The sequence below is a fragment of the Corynebacterium endometrii genome (genome assembly GCF_004795735.1).
In the GTDB taxonomy this organism is placed as follows: domain Bacteria; phylum Actinomycetota; class Actinomycetes; order Mycobacteriales; family Mycobacteriaceae; genus Corynebacterium; species Corynebacterium endometrii.
Genome location: NZ_CP039247.1, coordinates 177,655 through 196,466, shown reverse-complemented (window position 1 = coordinate 196,466; position 18,812 = coordinate 177,655). Strand labels below are relative to the sequence as shown.

Sequence of the window (18,812 nt, the reverse complement as noted above, 5' to 3'; positions counted from 1 at the left end):
GGTTGCCTGACACAACCAGAGACACCGAAGCGCCGGCTACTTTTCTGCGCTGACCACGCTTTACGAGCGCTAAGCGCTCTAGGTTTATGCTAGAAACCGAGTGGGCACGTGCTGAACACGGTGCGCAGGTGCGCGCATTTGTGGCCGGACTTGAGCCGAAAAATGAAGCAGATGCGCGTGAATCTTCCGAGGATTTCTTGCCGAAACCGTCCCAGATTTTAAGCGCGGTTGTTACAGAACGCTCCACGTTTACTCGCGCTGATGTTGCCGAAAAAGTAGCAGAACTTATCCGCCCCGGTGCCATATCCCCGGAGGATATGACGGTCACGGTTGAGGGGCTGGTTGATGCTGCGTTGACTGTGCACGGTACATGGTCGGTGACCCCGGAGAAGTCGCGCGAGCTGGATAATACCCAGCGTGAAGGTTCGCAGAAATACACCACCGTCGAGGTTGTCGACGAGGTTGAACGTGGCGTTGATATGGCTACCGCGCGCGTGGAGCGCGGGGTTACCGCCGAGTCGATTCAACCGGTCGAGGGTGAGCTTTCGCCTGCGCAGGCTGAAGTGCCCTGGGTTTTGTTCCTAGGCATCTGCCTTAATTTCTATTATTTCTTGGGCTGGGTTGTTCTTCCAAAACTCTGACTCAACCTCTCTCGGTGTGCGGTACTCAAGTCCTTGATGGAGCCTAGTCTCATTCCACCAATTCACCCATTCAAACGTCGCGAGTTCCACTTCAACAACATCAGACCACTTTCGAGTGTGAATCAGCTCATTCTTGTACGAGCCATTGACATTCTCCGCCAAAGCATTGTCATAGCAATCACCAACGGTTCCAGTAGAAGCAGCAATTCCATACTCAGCAAGCCTCTCGTTGTAGACGATACTGACGTACTGTGAACCATGATCAGAATGGTGAATCAGCCCGGTGGTTTCCTTCGCGCACACAATCGCTTGATTCAATGCCTGCAACGGCAAGGCCTCGGTGCGCATGGAATCCGACAATGCCCACCCAACGATGCGCCTGGAGAATACGTCAGTAACAAACGCGGTGTACACGAACCCTTTCTGGGTGCGTACATACGTAATGTCTGCCACCCACAACCTGCACGGTGCGCTCGCCTTGAAATCACGACACACCAAGTCTGGCCTTAAATCCGGACTGTTGGGTTTGCCGGTGGTGATCGGAGATTTTCCTTTTCCTTTGCCGGAAACTCCAGCTAGCCGCATTAGCCGAGCTGTTTGTTCACGGCCAATATCGATGCCTTCTCGTCGAAGTGCGTGCCACATCTTACGAACACCATAGACACCGTAATTAGTGGAGTGAACCTCGTTGATGCGTTCTATCAGCACAGTGTCACGTAGCCGACGCGCACTCATGCCACGGGCCTTTGATTGGCGATAGCCACGCGAAGTGATGAAGCCACCTTCACGATTACTTCTTAACGTCGTGCAGATGAACTCGATGGTGAAACGATCCCGGTGTTCATCAATGAACCGGATCATTTCTTAACGTTTCGGGTCGAGTTCTGACGCGAAAAAAGCCGATGCAGCTTTCAGTAACTCATTGGTGTCGCGTAGCTGTTGATTCTCTCGCCTCAGCCTTGTATTTTCAGCAGCCAAATCTTCTGCCATAGGTTCAATAACACGACCTTCACGACGTGATTTGTTAACCCATTGACGAGCAGTGTGCCACGAAACCCCAAGCTTTGGAGCTACTGCCTGGTACGCGGCTTGCATCGACATATTTTCCGACAAGATGCGGTCCTCCACAAGACGAACCACACGGTCCTTCGCATCCTGGTCAAATTTTCTCGGCATAATCCAGATTTTCCCATCTACTCAAACGGAACAAAACCTGGGACACTTCAACCCGCAACCACCGTGGCAGAGGTGGAGAGCACCAGCGAAAAATGCTCGAATGGTGGCTCTACATGAAAACGGAACTGCCTGACAATCCGATAGACATCGCCAGGCAGCAACGCTGGGGACAAGACGCACTCGCCAAAGTATCCACCTTGTCCCACAACGAGAACCACGCCGACCAGGAAACAGGACGACCAGCCCTCTACGACAACGCTATCCCAACCGACTACCAACACAACATCGGAATACGAAAAGGCACCATCGGCTAAAGACAAAACATCCGGCCGGCAACACGCCGACCGGACACACATTTGACCCTTAACCCTCCGGTATCCCCCGATATCCCACTGGATGTCCCCAAAACGTTAAAGGGGACCTCACGCACCCGTCAGAGCCTGCTGACCCTTGCTGCATTCCTGCCCTGGGGGAATTCACAGGATAAACGCCACGCGAGATCCTGCCCAATACCTTAGCCGGAAACGGCAGCGAACGCCAAACCCCTCCGCTCTGGCCGGAATAGTAGCCGCCCGCACCCGGTGGCACACCGCGCCCCGCACCCGATGGCGCACGGTTGGTTTAAAACCCGACCTAAACACTGCTTAAAAATGGCCATTTTTACGGTTTAAGCTGCGGATTTTGCTCTATTGAAGGGGTTACTGTAAAGTCTTTCCACGGAGGATTCGACTAGCGGCCTATGTCACACGCCTGGAACGCGTGCGGGAGTCACATCCCTCAGGGGTTCAAATCCCCTATCCTCCGCCAAGGGAAATTCCCCGGCTCTTCGGAGCCGGGGAATTTCTGGTTTTCTCCTTCTTTTACATTTGCTTCTTAGATGCCGCGCCCAGCAATTGACAGCCCGCCAGCGATAACCTCGACAGCGGCGGGCTAGCCAGGGGCCTCGGCATAATTGAGCGCCGAGTATAGGGCCCTAAGAAGCCGACCCCAGGCCCAACCCTAAGGAACAAGCGCCAAAGGGCGCACAATGGACGCTGGGGGCCATAAGGCGAGTCAGCAGCCGCCGCCCCATCCCCGGGGTGACGCGATACGGGTTTGCCGCCGCGTGGGGGCGCCTTGATTGGTGGGCGCCCTTTTTACGGGAAATGCCTGGGGCGGGCATGATGCGGCGACACTGCTAGATAAACGGATTAATTGGGGCCTCGTAGCCGTCTTCGCGCAGCCAGGTCACGTGCGGCGGATTATCGATGGCCCACTCCTGGACGCGGGCGGCGTATGCGCGGTCTACCTCAATGTCACGGAATTTCGCGCCGGTTGCGATAAACGCCTTGAAGCCGCGGGGGCCGGGGTGCTTGAGCCACAGCCACACGTAGTCCTCAAGGGAGTCGCTGGCCAACAAATCCTCCAGCCCTTGGGGCAGGAGGGCCCGTTCATCCTCTAGGCACGCCTCAAGGTCCTGTTCGAGGAACGCGTAGAGGAATTCAAGCCCCTCTTCCCCGCCGGCCCATGCGTAGGCATCGGGCGCGGGGAGGAAATCATAGGCGGGGTGGTCCGGCGCGGAATCCTCGTGGTTCATAGCTTTCTACTCTACTGGTGTGGGCCTGCCGGTGTTTCCCCGTCCGGCGCATCGGAGTCATCCAAGGCAATCCCAGGGCCGCGGCTATGGTGGTGGCCAGGATAAGGCCTTCAGGGACTAGCAACCGGCCCATAAGGGCCCTGTTGACTTTGTCGAAAACCTAGCCCTTCTAGCCTATTCCCACACGTGGGGCCGGCGTGGAATCCGTTCTACGTCGAAGGCGTCCAGCAGCTGCTGGGCGGTGTTTAGCCCGGGATACCCCAGTGATTCCGCGATCATTCGCACTACGTCCGCATCGCCCACCGACCGCTGCTCACGCAGCTGGCGGAGGGTTACGGCCCCGTCGCGCTTGGCCAGGCGCTTGCCCTCAGCGTTGACCACCAGCGGCACATGGATGTACTCGGGCGCCTCGTGCCCTAGCAGGTGCGCCAGATACGCCTGGCGCGGGGCGGAGGAAAGCAGGTCATCGCCGCGGACTACCTGGTCGATCCCGCGCGCCCCGTCATCGACAACCACCGCCAGGTTGTACGCCCAGTCCCGCCCCTGGTTGGCGTTGCCGCCGCGGCGCAGGATGAAATCATCCACGTCCCCCGTGTAATCGCCGTGGAGGAGGTCGTGGACCCGCCACGAGGAGGCCTCGGATGCGAGGCGGATAGCTGGCACCCTGCCGGCGGCCTGCAGCTGCTCTCGCTTCGACTCGCGCTGCTGCGGGCTTAGGTCGCGGCACGTGCCTGGATACTGCCCCGGAATGGCGTGCGGGGCGCTGGACGCTTCCTGGATGTCCTTGCGGGAGCAGTAACACTCAAAGGTGGGAAGTTTGTCCAGCGCCGCGGCGTAACGGGCGCCATTGTCGCTTTGATACTCCACCGCGTCCCACTCGATGCCCAGCGCCGCTAAGTCCTCAAGCTGCCGGTGGGCGGAGTCCATGGAGGAGCGCTGGGTATCAATGTCCTCGACGCGCATGATGAATTCCCTGCCGGTGCTGCGGGCGGCAAGCCACGCGACCATGGCGGTACGGAGATTGCCAAAGTGCAGATCCCCGCTGGGGCTGGGGGCGTAACGTCCTGAACCGTGCATAATTTTTAGGTTACGCACCCAAACCGTGATTAGATAACCGCTATGTCAACTCAATCGGCAACCGCAACCACGAATAACCGTGGCGAGAGCATCCGATTCATCCCGGTACAGTCCACCCTGTACCCGTGGCTGGTCACGGTGTTCGTAGTCACGTTCCTCATCTCGAACATCAACGCCTCCAAGGGCGTCCAGCTAGGGCCCCTCATCACTGACGGCGCCTTCTTCCTGTTCCCCCTGGCCTACATCGCGGGCGATGTGCTGGCGGAATGCTACGGATTCAAATCCACCCGCAGGGCTATCATCATAGGCTTCGTCATGGCGCTGCTCATGACCCTGTCCTTCTACATCGCCATCTGGCTCCCGGCAGCGGACTTCTACGAGGGCCAGGAGGCCTTCGCCGCAACCCTGGGCCTCGTGCCGCAAATCCTCCTGGCCTCCCTGGCCGGCTACGTGGCGGGCCAGCTGCTCAACGCATGGACCCTGGTCCAGCTGAAGAAACGCGCCGGCGAAAACCGGCTAAAAACCCGCCTGGTCCTGTCCACCGTCGTGGGCGAATTCGGCGACACGCTGCTGTTTTGCGCAATTGCCGCGCCGGTCATCGGCGTGGAAACCGTGGGCCAGTTCGTCAACTACGTAACGGTGGGGTTTGTGTGGAAGACCGCCATCGAGGTCATCCTCCTGCCGGTGACCACCAAGGTCATCGCGTGGGTCAAGCGCCGCGAGGACTACGCGCCCGCGTAGTAGCGGGCCATAAAGGCGTCCCGGTATTCCTCGTAGTAGCCACCATCGATGGCCTTGCGGGCGTTATCCACCAGCGCGATCATGAACTCCAGGTTGTGCATGGTGCACAGCGTTCCCGCTAGGAATTCATTGGCCTTGAGCAGGTGACGGATGTACGCGCGTGAATAGTGCGTGGAAACATAACCGCCAAACTCCTCATCGATCCCGCGGAAATCCCGCTTGAACTTGGAGCCCTTAAGATTCATGCGCCCGTCCAGCGTGTAGACCCCGCCGCGGCGACCCAGCCTGGTGGGCGCCACGCAGTCAAAGGTGTCCGCGCCGGCCTCGATGCCGGCGAAGAGATCATCGGGCTCGGAGATTCCCAGCAGGTGGCGCGGCTTGTCTACCGGCAGCTCATCGCACACCCAGCCGACGATTGTCCCCAGGTTCTCCTTCTCGATAGCCCCGCCGATGCCGTAGCCGCCGAATCCGCGCTTGCCGGCGTCTTCTGCCTGCGCGGACAGATCGACCAGCCCGCGGGCGGCCTGCCGGCGGAGGTCCTCGTACTGCGCGCCCTGCACCACGCCCCAGAGGGACTGGCGGGGGCGGTGGGAACGCTCCTGCGTGAGGCGGTGGTGCTCGTCCAGGCAGCGCTGCGCCCAGCGGTGGGTGCGCGCCACGGATTCCTCCTGGTATTGGCGGGTGTCTACCAGCGTGGTGAGCTCATCGAAGGCGAAGAGGATATCCGCGCCCAGCCCGTGCTGGATCTGCATGGAGACCTCCGGGGTAAAGCGGTGCTTGGAACCATCGATGAAGCTCTTGAAGTTAACGCCGTCTTCATCCACGCGCGCCATGCGCTCCTTGTCCGCGGCCCGGATATCCTCGCGCTTGAGGTTTGTGGTGTCCATGGCCAGAACCTTTTTGAACCCAACGCCGAGGCTCATCACCTGGAATCCGCCGGAGTCCGTGTAGGTGGGGCCGTGCCAGTTCTCAAATTTGGCCACGCCGCCGGCCTCATCCACCAGGTCGTGGCCCGGCTGCAGGTACAGGTGATAGGCGTTGGACAGGATGGCCTGCGCGCCGGTGGAGCGGATCTGCTCCGGGGTCAGCGTCTTTACCGTGGCCTTGGTGGCCACGGGGATAAACGCCGGGGTGTGAATGTCACCGTGAGGGGTATGAATCACGCCGGTGCGCCCGTGGCGGCCCGGGGCCGGCTCGAGTTGGGTGCCCACCTCAAAGCTCAGGTCCTGGCCCAGCGGCGCCTCCGGAATGTCGCTGGCGGTAGATGGGTAAAGCTCACGTGGTTCAGTCATGCCCAACAGTTTAACGGGCGTGGGCCCCCACGCGTTCTTCGGCCTGAACGCTCTGGTGCCCCGAACCGTACTGCTCCTCCAGCGCGGTGCCCTCCACGTCCAGCTCCGGGAGCACCTTATCCAGCCACCGGGGCATCCACCAGGTGGCGCGGCCCATCAGGAACATGGTGGCCGGCACCAGGGCCATGCGGACAAAGAAGGCGTCAAACAGGACCGCGGCGGCCAGGGCGAATCCGAAGATCTTGATAAAGGGCAGCGGCTGGCCGATAAACGCCACGAACACGGAGATCATGATGATCGCCGCGGCGGTGACCACGCGGGCTCCCTGGGTAAAGCCCACAATCGTGGACTCATCCACCGCATTGTACGGCGAGCCCGCGGACGCCCGCCCGCCCATGCGTGAGTAGTACTCACGCATGCGGGTAACCAGGAATACCTGGTAATCCATGGCGAGGCCGAAGGTCACACCGATGAGGAAGATTGGCATGAAGGAAATGAGCGGGCCGGGCGCCGGCACCAGGCCGGTAAAACCCTCCTGCCACACCAGGACGGTCACGCCAAAGGCCGCGCCCACGGACAGCAGGAAGCCCAAACCGGCAACCACCGGCACCAGGATGGAGCGGAATACCAGCAGCAACAGGACGATGGCCAGGCCCACCACGATGGACAGGTACAGCGGCATGGCACCCTCGAGGCGCTCGGTGATATCCAGCTGCACGGCCGTAAGCCCAGTCATGCCCAGCTCGGCGCCGGTGGCATCCTCAATCTGGGCGTTGGTCTCGCGCAGCGCGGCCGCCACCTTCACGGTCGCCGCGTCAGTTGGTGAGGTCTCCGGGGTGACCATGATCTGGGCCGCGGTGCCCTCTGAGTTCACGCCCACCAGCTGGGCGCGCTTGACGCCACCCACGGTGTTGAGCTGGTCGGCGGCGTACATGAAGGAGGAGAAGGTGGCCTTGTCCTGCCCGCTTCCCTCCGCCTGCGCCTCGATGAGCGGCGCCAGCGCCGCGGCGTTCGGGTCGGCCGCCTGTCCGTCCACGATCACCAGGAAGGGGCCGTTAATCCCCGGGCCAAAGCCTTCAGAGAGCGTGTCCGCGGCCTTGCGCTGCGTGGTGTCCGGATCGGAGGTGGTATCCGCCGGCAGCGCCAGCTCCATGTTGAGCACCGGCGTGGACAGCGCGCCCAGCGACAGGACCACCGCGGCCATGGTGAGGCCCGGCCACTTCTGCACGAAACGCACCCAGCGGTTGCCCATGGTTGGGCCCTGCATGGACCGCTTCTTGCGCCACTTGGCGGGATTGCCCGCCACTCCAGGAACCGCGCCCGCGAAGGACTTATCCCCCAGCGCTCCCAGCATGGCCGGGACGAAGGTCAGCGCCACGAGCACGGAAACCGCGACGGTGGCCGCGGCCGCCAGGCCCATGGCGGTGAGGAACTCGATGTTGGCGATGATGAGCGCGAACAACGCGATGAACACGGTTGCGCCCGCAAAGACCACGGAGGAGCCCGCGGTGCCCACCGCCATGCCCGCGGCCTCCGGGCCCGGCCTGGCCTCGCGCTCGGCCCGATAGCGGGAGAGGATGAACAGCGCATAGTCGATGCCTACGGCCAGGCCAATCATCACGGCCAGGACTGGGGTGATGTTATTGAGCTCAAACCAGTGGGTCATGGCCAGCATGCCCAGTGCGCCCAGGCCCACGCCGATGACGGCGGACAGCAGCGGCATGCCGGAGGCCACCAGGGATCCAAAGGTGAAAATCAGCACCAGGAAGGCCACGGCCAGGCCGATGATCTCAGAGAGGGGCTCTACGGCGATGACGTCACCGAAGCCGGCGCCGCCGGCCTCCACCAGCAGGCCCTGGGCCCGGCCGATGTTCATCGCGTCCGTGACAATGTCCTTATCGGATTGCTCCACCGTGTACGGCGAGGACGCATCGAAGTTGAACGTGGTGTAGGCGATGGTCTCATCCTCATTGACCATGGCCAGGTTCGCGGCGTCCGCCTCAGCGGTCTCCCGCGGCAGGCCGAATCCAGTCATCTGGTCAATCACGCCCTGCTGCAGCGCCGGGGATACCTCCAGCGGATTACCAAAACGCAGGTCATCGCCGAAGTCTAGGTTTTCCCGCAGGTGGGAGATGACCGCATCTATCGCGGCCTCATTGTGAGGATCGCTAAGCTTTTGGCCCTCGGGGGCCTGGAAAGTGAGGTTCACCGACGGGGAGTTGGCGGGGTTGCCACCCTCGGGGAATAGCTCCACGGCCCTGTACGTGGCGTCAATCGCCGGGGTTCCGGAGATGGAGAACTCCTGGGTCATGGGCTTCATCAGCGCCGCCGTAGCGCCCCCCATGGCCGCCAGCAGCACAATCCAGCCGATGATCACCTTCCATTTATTTAGGAAGGACCATCGACCAAGGCGGAACAGAAATTTAGCCACCACAATCCCCTCAAATAGCTTTCACACGTGTCACACCAGCCTACCGCGTGGCCTCCCACGGCATAAAAGAATCCCCACCTGCGTAAACAGGTGGGGAAATGGCGGTGGCGGCGGGATTTGAACCCGCGGTTGGGGGTTACCCAACATTCGCTTTCGAGGCGAACACCTTCGGCCGCTCGGACACGCCACCGCGTTCCACACTACGGCAGCGATGCGCGGCCGGGCAAATTAATCCTTAAGCTTGCCCAGCGCCTCGCTGGCCTTATCCTTAAGACCCTCGGCCGCGTCGGCAATCTTCTGCTTTGCATCGCCCGCGGCGTGCTGGCCCTTGCCCTCGTTCTCGAGCTGCTCGTCGCCGGTAGCCGCGCCAGCGGACTCCTTAGCCTTGCCTACGAGCTTGTCCTTTGCGTTGTCAAAATCACCCATAATGAGCCTCCTTCTTGTTGGTATAAGCGCCAGCCTACCTAAGTTCGCCGAAGAACGTCGAGAGGATTCCCGCACACTCCGCCTCCAGCACGCCCCCACGCACCTGCGGAACGTGCAGCGCCCCGGGGGCGCGCAGCACGTCTACCAAGGATCCACATCCGCCGGTCCGGGGCTCCCAGGCCCCGAATACCACCGAGTCCACCCGAGCCCCCTGCAATGCCCCCGCGCACATGGCACAGGGCTCAAGCGTTACCACCAACTCGCATCCGGTCAGGCGCCACCCATCCCCCAGCACCTTCACCGCAGCCCGAATGGCCTCCACCTCCGCGTGCGCGGTGGGGTCTTGGAGTTGCTCGCGCCGGTTGACCCCCGTGGCCAGCTCCGCCCCGTCCGGCCCAAAGATCACCGCGCCCACCGGCACATCCCCCGCCGGCGTGGTGGCCGCCACCTCAAGCGCGCGGCGCATGCGCCGCTGCGCCCGTACAACCCCGGTCTCCCGCGGCAGGCGGCACGCCCGTTCGCCGGGATGGATCACTCGTCCTCGCCGTTGATGATGTCTTCCAATTCATCGCCGAATCCCAGTTCACCGGCGATGCGTAGGAGCATATCTGAGGCGTAATCTTCATCATCGGACGCGATGTAGCCCAGCTGATCCTCGTTCAGTCCTAGATCGGCGAGGATGTCCAGGTCGCCTTCCGCATACGGATCCGCGTTATCGATCTCATCCTCGTCCAAGTCTGGGACGTCGATATCCCGCAGGTCCAGGAAATCGGCGGCGAAGTCATCCTCGACGGCGACCACGGCGTCGGACAAAGCGATGCGCACCCCGCCCGGCACCGGGCGGACGATGACAAAATATTCATCCTCAACGCACAACAGGGCGAAGGCCGCGGACGGGCTGCGCAGTGCACGCACGGCCTTGATGGAGGTCTGCACGTCCTCGAAATCATCATCAAACTCACGGACCTGCCACACGCCGTCCGCCTGGGTGACGGTCACTGCAAAGGAGATGCCCTCATTGAAGTCTTCGCTCATACCTCGTCAGATTAGTCGCGTTATGGAAAAATTAACACCGTGACTAATCAACTGATTTCCCGCCCTATCTGCCTCATTGGCCTAGGCCTCATTGGCGGTTCCCTCCTGCGTGATCTTTCGGCAGCTCAACACCCGGTTTTCGGCTATAACCATTCCACCTCCGGGGCCCGCACGGCCGCTCGCGAGGGCTTTGATGTCACCGATGATTTACCCGCGGTCCTTACCCGCGCGGAAGAAGAAGGCGCCATTATTGTCATTGCCGTCCCCATGAATGCGGTGGGCTCCGTCCTTGACGCTGTGGTGCAATATGCGCCCACCTGCGGGCTAACCGACGTGGTATCAGTCAAGTCCCCCGTCTATGAGGAAATCCGCGCCCGTGGACTAGAGGGGCGCTACGTGGGCGGCCACCCCATGGCCGGCACGGCCGAATCCGGCTGGGGCGCCTCCCACAACGGCCTATTTACCCGCGCCGCGTACGTCATCACCTATGATTACGCCACCGAATGCTTTGACGCCGGCCTGCCCGTCCCCAAGGCATGGATCTCGCTCTTCGCCGATGTGGTACGCATGGTCAATCTCGTGGGCGCCGAGGCCGTTCCGGCCCGCGTGGCGGCCCATGATGCGGCCGTGGCCCGCATCTCCCACCTCCCCCATGTCCTTGCGGAGACCCTAGCGGTGGTGGGCGATAACGGCGGCATTCTGGCCCAGTCCCTGGCCGCCGGCTCATTCCGCGATGGCACCCGCGTGGCCGGCACCGCCCCGGCCCTCGTGCAGCAGATGTGTGGCACTAACGCCCCGGCCCTCGTAACAGCCCTCGATGAGGCGCTGACCATCCTTACCGCCGCGCGCGAAAAGCTGGCCTCTGATGAACCCGATATCACCGGCCTCGCCGAGGCCGGCCACCGTGCCCGCACCCGCATCGCCGCGCGCACCGGCGCCCGCAAGGAGTCCGTCAGCCCGGTAAAGATTTCTTCCCGCCCCGTCCTGCGCCTGCACCCCGGCGGCGACGGCTGGCTGGGCCAGCTCAAGCAGGCCGAGTCCTTGGGCGGGCGCATTGAGATCTTCTAAGGCGCCTCGGCCGGCGTAGCCCGGCCCGCCTTTACCAGCCTTTGCGTAGCAAGCTTAGGATTCCCACGCGGTGGCCCTAGCGGCCCCGAGGACCTAACCGCCAACCCGCGCGTTGAATCTTGAAAGGCCGCCGCGCTGGGCTAAGCGGAAAACTAAAAAAGCTCAGAACCATCAAAGAATGATTCTGAGCTTTTCTTTAATTGTGCGCCCGGAGGGATTCGAACCCCCAACCTTCTGATCCGTAGTCAGATGCTCTATCCGTTGAGCTACGGGCGCTAACCTTTGCTTGGAAGCTTGTGCGCTGTCCTTGCAACGAAAATTAACTATACCCACTGATGTTTTCTTTAACAAATCGCCAGTACAACCAACGTTTTCGCTAGGTTTAAGGGCGACCGGAAATAGCGAAAGAAAATCCCCGCCCCACACCCATTTCTGGGCGCGGAGGCGGGGAGAATCCCACTCATCGTTCAGGCTTAGAGCACAATGCCAAATACCGGAATGAGGATCAGGTAGCAGGCGATGGTGATGAGAACCACGCCGATGATGTTGAGCCAGAAGCCGCCCTTGATCATCTCGCCAATCTTGACGTAACCGGAGCCGTACGCAATAGCGTTTGGAGGCGTAGCCACCGGCAGCATGAACGCACAGGTTGCGGCCAGGGCCACAGGAGCGGCCAGCAGCATAATGTTCATGTCACTATTAGCGGTCAGGCCCACGCCAACGGCCACGCCGCCCATGATTGGCAGGAAGGTAGCCGCGGTAGCGGTGTTGGAGGTGATTTCCGTCAGGAAGATAATCAGCGTTGCCACGGCGGCAATCAGCAGGATGATTGGCAGGGATGCAAGGCCCTTGGCCTGCTCGCCGATCCACAGGGACAGGCCGGTTTGGTTGAACATCGCGGACAGGGACAGGCCGCCGCCAAAGAGGAGCAGAACGTCCCATGGCATTTCATTGGCGGTCTTCCAGTCCAACAGGCGTACGCCGGTCTTGGTATTGGCAGGAAGCAGGAAGAGCAGCAGGCCGGCGACGAGGCCCACAATAGCGTCATCGTATGGGCCCTCCCAGCCGGTCCAGTCAATGATGAGCGGAACGAATACCCATGCCAGCGCCGAAACCAGGAAGATTGTGCCAACCATAATCTGCGGGCCGGTCCACTTGCCCAGCTTGGCAATCTCATCATTGATGAGCTCCTTGCCGCCAGGGATCTTGTCCATCTCCGGCTTAAAGAGGGTAATAAGCACCAGCCATGCAATAACCAGGAAGACAATCGCTACCGGCATACCCACGATCATCCACTGGCCAAAGCCGATGGTGATGCCATGAGTTTCCTCCATGTAGCCCTTCATCAAAGCATTCGGAGGGGTACCAATCAGGGTGCCCAGGGAGCCGATGGATGCGGCGTAGGCAATGCCCAGCATCAGGGCGGTGGCGAACTTCTTCTGGTTCTTCATGCCACCGACGGTGCCGGCGGTCAGCTGCAGCACGGAGGTACCAATTGGGAGCATCACCACTGCGGTTGCGGTGTTGGACACCCACATGGACAAAACGCCGGTCGCGATCATAAAGCCCAGGATGATGCGCTTTGGTGAGGTACCAATAGCCTTAACCACCATCAGCGCTAGGCGGCGGTGCAGGTTCCAGCGCTGGAGCGCCAGCGCGATGAGGAAGCCACCCATGAACAGGAAGATGGTGGCGGATGCGTATGGCGCGCCGGCCTCGGACATGGTTGCCACGCCCAGGAGCGGGAAGATGGCGATTGGGATCAGTGCGGTTGCGGCCAGCGGCAGGGCTTCGGTTGCCCACCACACGCCCATCAGGACGGTAATCGCGGCCACCGCGCGGATGGAACTATAGGTGTACTCCGCCTCAGGATCTGCGCCAGCGGACTGCATGACGGTTTCAACGGCGTTGGATGGGAAGAGGAAGTAAACAAGCAGTGCAAGCGCTAGACCTACGATGAGGCCGATTGCCTGGCGGCGCCATTCCTTGGCGCTTGCACCGTGGTCATTCTCACCCTCCGCGTGAGCCGTAGACTCATGTAGATGAGGGGTAGTCATAAGACCTATCTCCTTTGCAAGATGTGTATTAGATAGGGCTCCCGGCCAATGCAGGAGGACTGAAGATGACTTTTGCCTGCAGCAGTCCAGATTCCGGGCGCGTCCCGTGAACTTTACAAAACACCTGTCACAAAATTTAAAGAATGATGCGAACTACCCCATTTTTACCCCCAAAATTCACCCCAATGTCCCCCTTTGGTAACAAATAACACTCATCCGGGGGTTGGAAATTCCGGTTTTCCAAGATTATCACCCGTTGTTCACCCCAATAGGCCAACATTTATGAATTAACACGGCCCCTCCCCGCGGGCACCCTCTAGCCCTTATAGCCATGTCACGTTTCAAGCTGTGAACTGCAGTAAGACATGCGAAAACCCCGCTCGCAAGGAGCGGGGTTTGAGTCGCGGCGGAGACGAGAGGATTTGAACCTCCGGACCTTCGCAAGAAGGTCAACTCCTTAGCAGGGAGCCCCATTCGGCCGCTCTGGCACGTCTCCAGCACTCACATGCGGGCCGTAGCCGGCCCACAGAAGAGTTGAGATAACAATACCTGCCATCGCGAAAGCACACAAAACCGGCGCCCCTTAATCCACCCACCGGATCCACCCACTGGGCGGCCCGCGGCAGGTAATTTATTAGACGCACTTTCGCTTAAAAACAGTGCCCGCAAACGCACACTCAAAACCAGCACCCACCCAGCACCCATAAGGAGCGTTATGAAGACCACCATCGGCGAGTTTCTCATCAGCCGCTTGAAAGCCCTGGGCATCACTGAAGTCATCGGCGTGCCCGGTGATTTCAACCTGAGTTTCCTGGAGCAGCTGCGCGATGCTGACGGCATCCGCTTCGTGGGCGCTTGCAACGAGCTCAACGCGGCGTATGCGGCGGACGGCTACGGCCGCCAAAAGGGCGTGGGCTGCCTGCTGACCACCTACGGCGTGGGCGAACTATCCGCGCTCAACGGCATCGCGGGCGCGCGGGCGGAACACGTTCCCTTAGTTTCAATCGCCGGTGCCCCGCCGCAATACGCCACCGAGTACCGCTGGAATTTGCACCACAGCCTAGCCGACGGCGATTTCGCCAACATGCTAGACGCTATCGCCCCGTTTACCGAGGTCGCCGTGCGGATTACCCCAATGAACGCGGTCGAGGAGATTGACCGCGCGCTGCACACCTGCCTGCGGGAGAAACGCCCGGTGCACATCCAGCTGCCCTCGGACATCACCCACCTGGTCATCGATGCGCCGGAGCAGCCGTTTAACCCACGCCTCCCCCACTCCGATCCGGAGCGCCTTGAGGCCACCGTCAACCGCATCTTGGAGCGCATTCACGCGGCCAAGGATCCCATCATCCTGGTGGACCAGGACACGGACCGCCACGGGTTTACCCCCTATTTCCGCATCCTGATTGAAAAGGCCGGCATTGCGTTTAGCCAGCTTTCCTCCGGCAAGGCCATTGTGTCCGAGCGCCACCCGCGCTTCCTTGGAACCTACAACGGCGGCGCCTCCGCCCCGGGGGTTCAAGACCGCGTGGAGAACTCCGATTGCCTCATCACCACCAATCCGCGTTTCATCGAGGGCAACTCGGGATCCTTTACCCACGCCATCAACGAGGACAACGTGATCAACATGGGCGACCAGCACGTGCACGTGGGCGGCGAATTCTTCGTGGGAATCAATACCCTCGAGGTCCTCGAGGCGTTAACCCAGCGCGTCCAGCGCGAGGCCCAACCGGCCGGCGGCGGCAAGAGCGTGGAGCCTTTTACCCCGAACGCAGACGCCCCGTTGACCCAGGCGCGCCTGTGGCCGCAGTTCGTGGACTTTTTGCGCGAGGGGGATACGGTCATCGCCGAGGCGGGGACGTCCTCCATCGGCATTGGCCCCCTGCCGCTGCCGGCCAACGTCAAATACATCAACTCTTCTATCTGGGGTTCCATAGGTTTTACCCTGCCCGCGCTATTGGGCTCGCAGCTGGCCAACCGCACCCGCCGCCACGTGCTTTTCATCGGTGACGGTTCCTTCCAATTGACCGCACAGGAGCTGTCCACCATCGTCCGCGAGGAGCTCAACCCCATCATCGTCTTGGTCAACAACCGCGGGTACACCATCGAGCGCTTCATCCTGGGCATGAATGATGAGTACAACGACGTGGCGGATTGGAACTACGGCGCCCTAGCCGAGGTCTTCCAGCCCGGCACCTCCATGCGCAGCTACTCCGCGTCCACCGAGGGCGAACTGGCCACGGCGTTGGAGGCCATCGCGGACTCCGACGCGGGGGCTTTCCTGGAGGTCCACCTTGACCCGTTCGACGCACCGGTGGGCCTGCAGGCCTTTGGTCCGGCCACCGCGGAATTCGACTACGGACCCAAGGGCCCACGCAACCCGTAAGATACCCCCGCCTACCCACTTTTGGACGGCGGGGATGCGCGCAGTGTTTACTCCAGGTGCGCCCGGGCTTATAATTATGGGGTCCCGTGGCGGCCCGGCCGTCACACGGGCATACGGGTGTTACTGACTGCCATAGACACGTCACGTCAGGCATTACCGGACATGTGGAAACGAACACATCGCTTATTTCCGTAAGCTTCCCTTTGACGTCTACCGCACCAAGGCAATGCTATGAGTACTGATTACCGCGTGACCCGCGTGATAAGTAACAATGCCGTCTTTGTGCAATCCACAGCCCATCCGGACCAGGAGGAAATCCTGGTGGGTCGCGGCGTGGGATTCGGGGTCAAAGCAGGGGAAATGCTGAAAGACGCCAGCCAGGCGCGCAGCTTCATCCCCAAGGGTAAGGAAAAGTCCCAGCTGCTCAAGGCGCTAGAGCGCATCGACGATGATCTCTTCGCCGCGGTCACCGCGGGCCTCGAAAAGGCCATGGATTACCTGGGCGCGCTGGACCCTTCTGCATACCTCCTGCTGGCAGAGCACATTTCCTTTGCCGTGCAGCGCGTACGCCGCGGGGAAATCATCCACAACCCACTGCTCGAAGAGATTCATGCGGCATTTACTGAAGAGTTCGATGCGGCGCTCATGGTGCTCGCGGAGGTCAATGACTCCCTCGGCGTCCACCTGCCGGTTGAGGAGGCGGCGTATATCGCCCTGCACCTCAACGCCGCGCGCACCGGGTCAACCGTCAAGGCACCGCTGGCCACCGCCAACGCGCTCGCCGGCGACATGGCCATTGTGCGCAACGCGCTCGGCATCGCCCCCTCCATTTCGCAGCATTCAATCTCCGCCCAGCGCCTAGCCAGCGCCCTCATTGAGCTGCGCACGCACATCGCCGCGGGCCGCCGGCGTTCAAACGCCATGGCCCGCTCGGTGGAGCGCGAGCTCCCGCGGGAGTTTGGGGCGGCGTCGGAAGTAATCTGCTCCGTGGTGGAAACGCCATCCCTGCCGCACTCCCTGCGCGGCGAGGCCGCCTTTTTCGCCATGTTCTTGCACGGTTGGAAGCAATAACGTTGCCCGCATGTCATTTCCGTTGCCTAAATCGAAACACAAGGAAATGTCATGAAAGACAAAATAATGACCGCCCTGCAGCGCTTCGGTAAAGCGCTGATGGGTGCCGTTGCAGTGATGCCTGTCGCTGCAATCCTCATGGGCATTGGCTACTGGCTCGACCCGGTTGGCTGGGGCGCCGAGAACTGGTTCGCCGGTGTCCTTATCAGCTCCGGCGGCGCCATCCTGGACAACCTGGGCTGGATCTTCGCCATCGCCCTAGCGTTCGGCCTGGCCAAGGACTCCAACGGCGCGGCCGCGCTCTCCGCGTTCATTGGCTACGCCACCGTGACCCTGCTGATCTCCCCAACCGCCGTCGCCAGCTACAAGGGCATCGAGGACCCCACCGCCCTCGAGGGTGACGCCGCCGTTAAATGGGCCTCCCAGGGCTGGGACGCCATCAATGACAAGAACGTGCTGATTGGTATCGCCGTGGGCCTGCTGGCCTCCTGGTGCTACAACAAATTCCACAAGACCCAGCTGCCTGACTTCCTGGCCTTCTTCTCCGGCCGCCGCCTGGTGCCAATCGTGGCCACCTTCCTGTCCATCGCGATGGCCGGCGTCCTGTACCTGCTGTGGCCGCTGGTCTACAGCGTTTTGTTCAACTTCGGCGAATGGATTCAGGGCTTGGGTGCCATTGGCGCCGGCCTCTACGGCTTCGTCAACCGCCTGCTAATCCCAACCGGCCTGCACCACGCGCTGAACTCCATCTTCTGGTTTGACGTCATTGGCATCGATGACATTGCTAAGTTCCTGGGCGGCGGCGCAACGATTGCCGCCGCGGCACAGGCTACGGACGCCGCGACCTGCCCGGGCCTCTGGGAAAACGGCGTGTGTGAGGTAGTGGGCGTAGTGGGCCGCTACCAGGCCGGCTTCTTCCCAGTCATGATGTTCGGCCTGCCGGCCGCGGCCCTGGCCATGTACCTGCGCGCTGACACCAAGCAGCGCAAGGCAACCGGCTCCCTGATGCTGGCCGCCGCCCTGGCCTCCTTCTTCACGGGCGTGACCGAGCCACTCGAGTTCTCCTTCATGTTCCTGGCCCCTGTCCTCTACGTTGTCCACGCCGCTTTGACCGGTATTTCCGTGGCGATTGCCGCCGCAATGCAGTGGACCGCGGGCTTTGGTTTTTCCGCCGGCCTGGTGGATATGGTCCTGTCCTCCCAGAACCCGATTGCCAACAAGTGGTACATGCTGCTGGTCCAGGGCATTGTCTGGGCGATTATCTACTTCGTTGTCTTCTACTTCCTCATCGGCTGGCTCAACCTTAAGACCCCTGGCCGTGGCGAGGACACCGAGAAGGAAGACGCCGGCGCCACCTTCTCCGGCGATAAGAACCTTGAAGGCTCCGCCGCCCAGATCATCAAGGGGCTTGGCGGCGCGGACAATATTGCCGATCTTGACTACTGCGCAACCCGCCTGCGCGTGACCGTGAAGGACAACGTGAAGGTGGACGAATCCGAGATTAAGAGGGCCGGCGTGGCCGGAATCATCCGCCCATCCCAAACCGCCGTACAGGTGGTCATTGGCCCGAAGGTGCAGTTCGTTCATGACGAGGTTGCCCGCCAAACCGGCGCGCTGACCTAAAGCGCCCTTTTCTTTCCGCAGCGGCCGTCCGGGATTATCCCGGGCGGCCCTTGTTGTAGTTGCGGGCAGCCGGTCAGGCCCCTTTAGATTTTCACCCGGTTTCTCCCGCCTGAAGGCCCTTTCGCGGCGCCCGCAATCGCAGGAATCCGCCCCGCGAGGGATTATTGGCCCACGTTCGCGCCCGGGGCCGCGCCGCGGGGGCTAAAGTAAAT

The 18,812-nt window shown here is 61.4% G+C and carries 15 protein-coding genes, 4 tRNA genes, 1 other RNA gene and 2 pseudogenes; 8 read left to right on the top strand and 14 right to left on the bottom strand.

Translation table 11 applies throughout. The annotated features are described in order from the left end of the window. Positions 1-86: 86 nt before the first annotated feature. A complete protein-coding gene (locus CENDO_RS00890; RefSeq protein WP_136140356.1) occupies positions 87-641 on the top strand; it encodes a hypothetical protein in 555 nt (184 codons plus the stop codon). Here CENDO_RS00890 and CENDO_RS00885 read toward each other — a convergent pair. Both CENDO_RS00885 and CENDO_RS11360 read right to left on the bottom strand, forming a co-directional pair. Further along, a complete protein-coding gene (locus CENDO_RS00885) occupies positions 582-1,502 on the bottom strand; it encodes an IS3 family transposase (protein WP_342773415.1) in 921 nt (306 codons plus the stop codon). The genes CENDO_RS00890 and CENDO_RS00885 overlap by 60 nt on opposite strands. Positions 1,503-1,505: 3 nt before the next feature. Continuing rightward, a pseudogene (locus tag CENDO_RS11360) lies at positions 1,506-1,842 on the bottom strand (transposase). Between the two features lie 28 nt (positions 1,843-1,870). Here CENDO_RS11360 and CENDO_RS00880 point away from each other — a divergent pair. After that, positions 1,871-2,131 (top strand): annotated as a pseudogene (locus CENDO_RS00880) (IS1249 family transposase); the annotation flags it as partial. 94 nt (positions 2,132-2,225) lie between these two features. Here CENDO_RS00880 and ffs read toward each other — a convergent pair. Continuing rightward, positions 2,226-2,324, bottom strand: an RNA gene (ffs, locus tag CENDO_RS00875) — signal recognition particle sRNA small type. Between the two features lie 211 nt (positions 2,325-2,535). Here ffs and CENDO_RS00870 point away from each other — a divergent pair. Next, a tRNA-Ser gene (locus tag CENDO_RS00870) sits at positions 2,536-2,624 on the top strand. 370 nt (positions 2,625-2,994) lie between these two features. On the opposite strand, the gene CENDO_RS00865 is transcribed toward CENDO_RS00870, so the two are convergent. Then, positions 2,995-3,393, bottom strand: a complete 399-nt coding sequence (locus CENDO_RS00865) for a hypothetical protein (RefSeq protein ID WP_136140355.1) — start codon at positions 3,391-3,393, stop codon at positions 2,995-2,997. 174 nt (positions 3,394-3,567) lie between these two features. Then, positions 3,568-4,470, bottom strand: a complete 903-nt coding sequence (gene gluQRS, locus CENDO_RS00860) for a tRNA glutamyl-Q(34) synthetase GluQRS (protein WP_136140354.1) — start codon at positions 4,468-4,470, stop codon at positions 3,568-3,570. Positions 4,471-4,512: 42 nt separating this feature from the next. Here gluQRS and CENDO_RS00855 point away from each other — a divergent pair, with 42 nt between their 5' ends. Then, the gene (locus CENDO_RS00855) at positions 4,513-5,211 is read left to right on the top strand and encodes a queuosine precursor transporter (RefSeq protein WP_136140353.1); all 699 of its coding nucleotides are present in this window, start codon (positions 4,513-4,515) and stop codon (positions 5,209-5,211) included. On the opposite strand, the gene tgt is transcribed toward CENDO_RS00855, so the two are convergent. The 6 genes from tgt to CENDO_RS00825 all read right to left on the bottom strand — a co-directional run bounded on the left by tgt (position 5,196) and on the right by CENDO_RS00825 (position 10,395). Next, a complete protein-coding gene (gene tgt / locus CENDO_RS00850; RefSeq protein ID WP_136140352.1) occupies positions 5,196-6,503 on the bottom strand; it encodes a tRNA guanosine(34) transglycosylase Tgt in 1,308 nt (435 codons plus the stop codon). The two genes, CENDO_RS00855 and tgt, sit on opposite strands and share 16 nt — an antisense overlap. 10 nt (positions 6,504-6,513) lie before the next feature. Beyond that, entirely contained in the window at positions 6,514-8,934 is a 2,421-nt protein-coding gene (locus CENDO_RS00845; protein WP_136140351.1) for an MMPL family transporter, read from the bottom strand. A 99-nt stretch (positions 8,935-9,033) separates the two neighbouring features. Beyond that, positions 9,034-9,124: transfer RNA gene (locus CENDO_RS00840), tRNA-Ser, on the bottom strand. Positions 9,125-9,162: 38 nt separating this feature from the next. Further along, positions 9,163-9,360, bottom strand: coding sequence for a CsbD family protein (locus tag CENDO_RS00835; protein ID WP_136140350.1), 198 nt, complete (start codon positions 9,358-9,360; stop codon positions 9,163-9,165). 34 nt (positions 9,361-9,394) lie between these two features. After that, positions 9,395-9,826: a nucleoside deaminase gene (locus CENDO_RS00830; RefSeq protein ID WP_136142081.1), complete on the bottom strand. Its 432-nt coding sequence runs from the start codon at positions 9,824-9,826 to the stop codon at positions 9,395-9,397. A gap of 65 nt (positions 9,827-9,891) precedes the next feature. Next, positions 9,892-10,395: a tRNA adenosine deaminase-associated protein gene (locus tag CENDO_RS00825; RefSeq protein WP_136140349.1), complete on the bottom strand. Its 504-nt coding sequence runs from the start codon at positions 10,393-10,395 to the stop codon at positions 9,892-9,894. Between the two features lie 39 nt (positions 10,396-10,434). On the opposite strand from CENDO_RS00825, the gene CENDO_RS00820 reads away from it, so the two are divergent. Next, positions 10,435-11,463 (top strand): prephenate dehydrogenase, encoded by a 1,029-nt coding sequence (locus tag CENDO_RS00820; RefSeq protein ID WP_136140348.1) that lies wholly within the window; start codon positions 10,435-10,437, stop codon positions 11,461-11,463. Between the two features lie 203 nt (positions 11,464-11,666). Here CENDO_RS00820 and CENDO_RS00815 read toward each other — a convergent pair. From CENDO_RS00815 to CENDO_RS00805, 3 genes are all read right to left on the bottom strand, one after another. Further along, positions 11,667-11,739: transfer RNA gene (locus tag CENDO_RS00815), tRNA-Arg, on the bottom strand. A 197-nt stretch (positions 11,740-11,936) separates the two neighbouring features. Next, positions 11,937-13,520 (bottom strand): SLC13 family permease, encoded by a 1,584-nt coding sequence (locus CENDO_RS00810; RefSeq protein ID WP_136140347.1) that lies wholly within the window; start codon positions 13,518-13,520, stop codon positions 11,937-11,939. 407 nt (positions 13,521-13,927) lie between these two features. Next, a tRNA-Ser gene (locus CENDO_RS00805) sits at positions 13,928-14,016 on the bottom strand. A 219-nt stretch (positions 14,017-14,235) separates the two neighbouring features. Here CENDO_RS00805 and CENDO_RS00800 point away from each other — a divergent pair. The 3 genes from CENDO_RS00800 (at position 14,236) to nagE (ending at position 18,600) form a co-directional block, all read left to right on the top strand. Continuing rightward, a complete protein-coding gene (locus CENDO_RS00800; RefSeq protein ID WP_136140346.1) occupies positions 14,236-15,906 on the top strand; it encodes an alpha-keto acid decarboxylase family protein in 1,671 nt (556 codons plus the stop codon). 231 nt (positions 15,907-16,137) lie between these two features. Continuing rightward, entirely contained in the window at positions 16,138-16,977 is an 840-nt protein-coding gene (locus CENDO_RS00795; RefSeq protein ID WP_136140345.1) for a PRD domain-containing protein, read from the top strand. A 51-nt stretch (positions 16,978-17,028) separates the two neighbouring features. Beyond that, the gene (gene nagE / locus CENDO_RS00790) at positions 17,029-18,600 is read left to right on the top strand and encodes an N-acetylglucosamine-specific PTS transporter subunit IIBC (RefSeq protein WP_136140344.1); all 1,572 of its coding nucleotides are present in this window, start codon (positions 17,029-17,031) and stop codon (positions 18,598-18,600) included. Positions 18,601-18,812 lie beyond the last annotated feature (212 nt).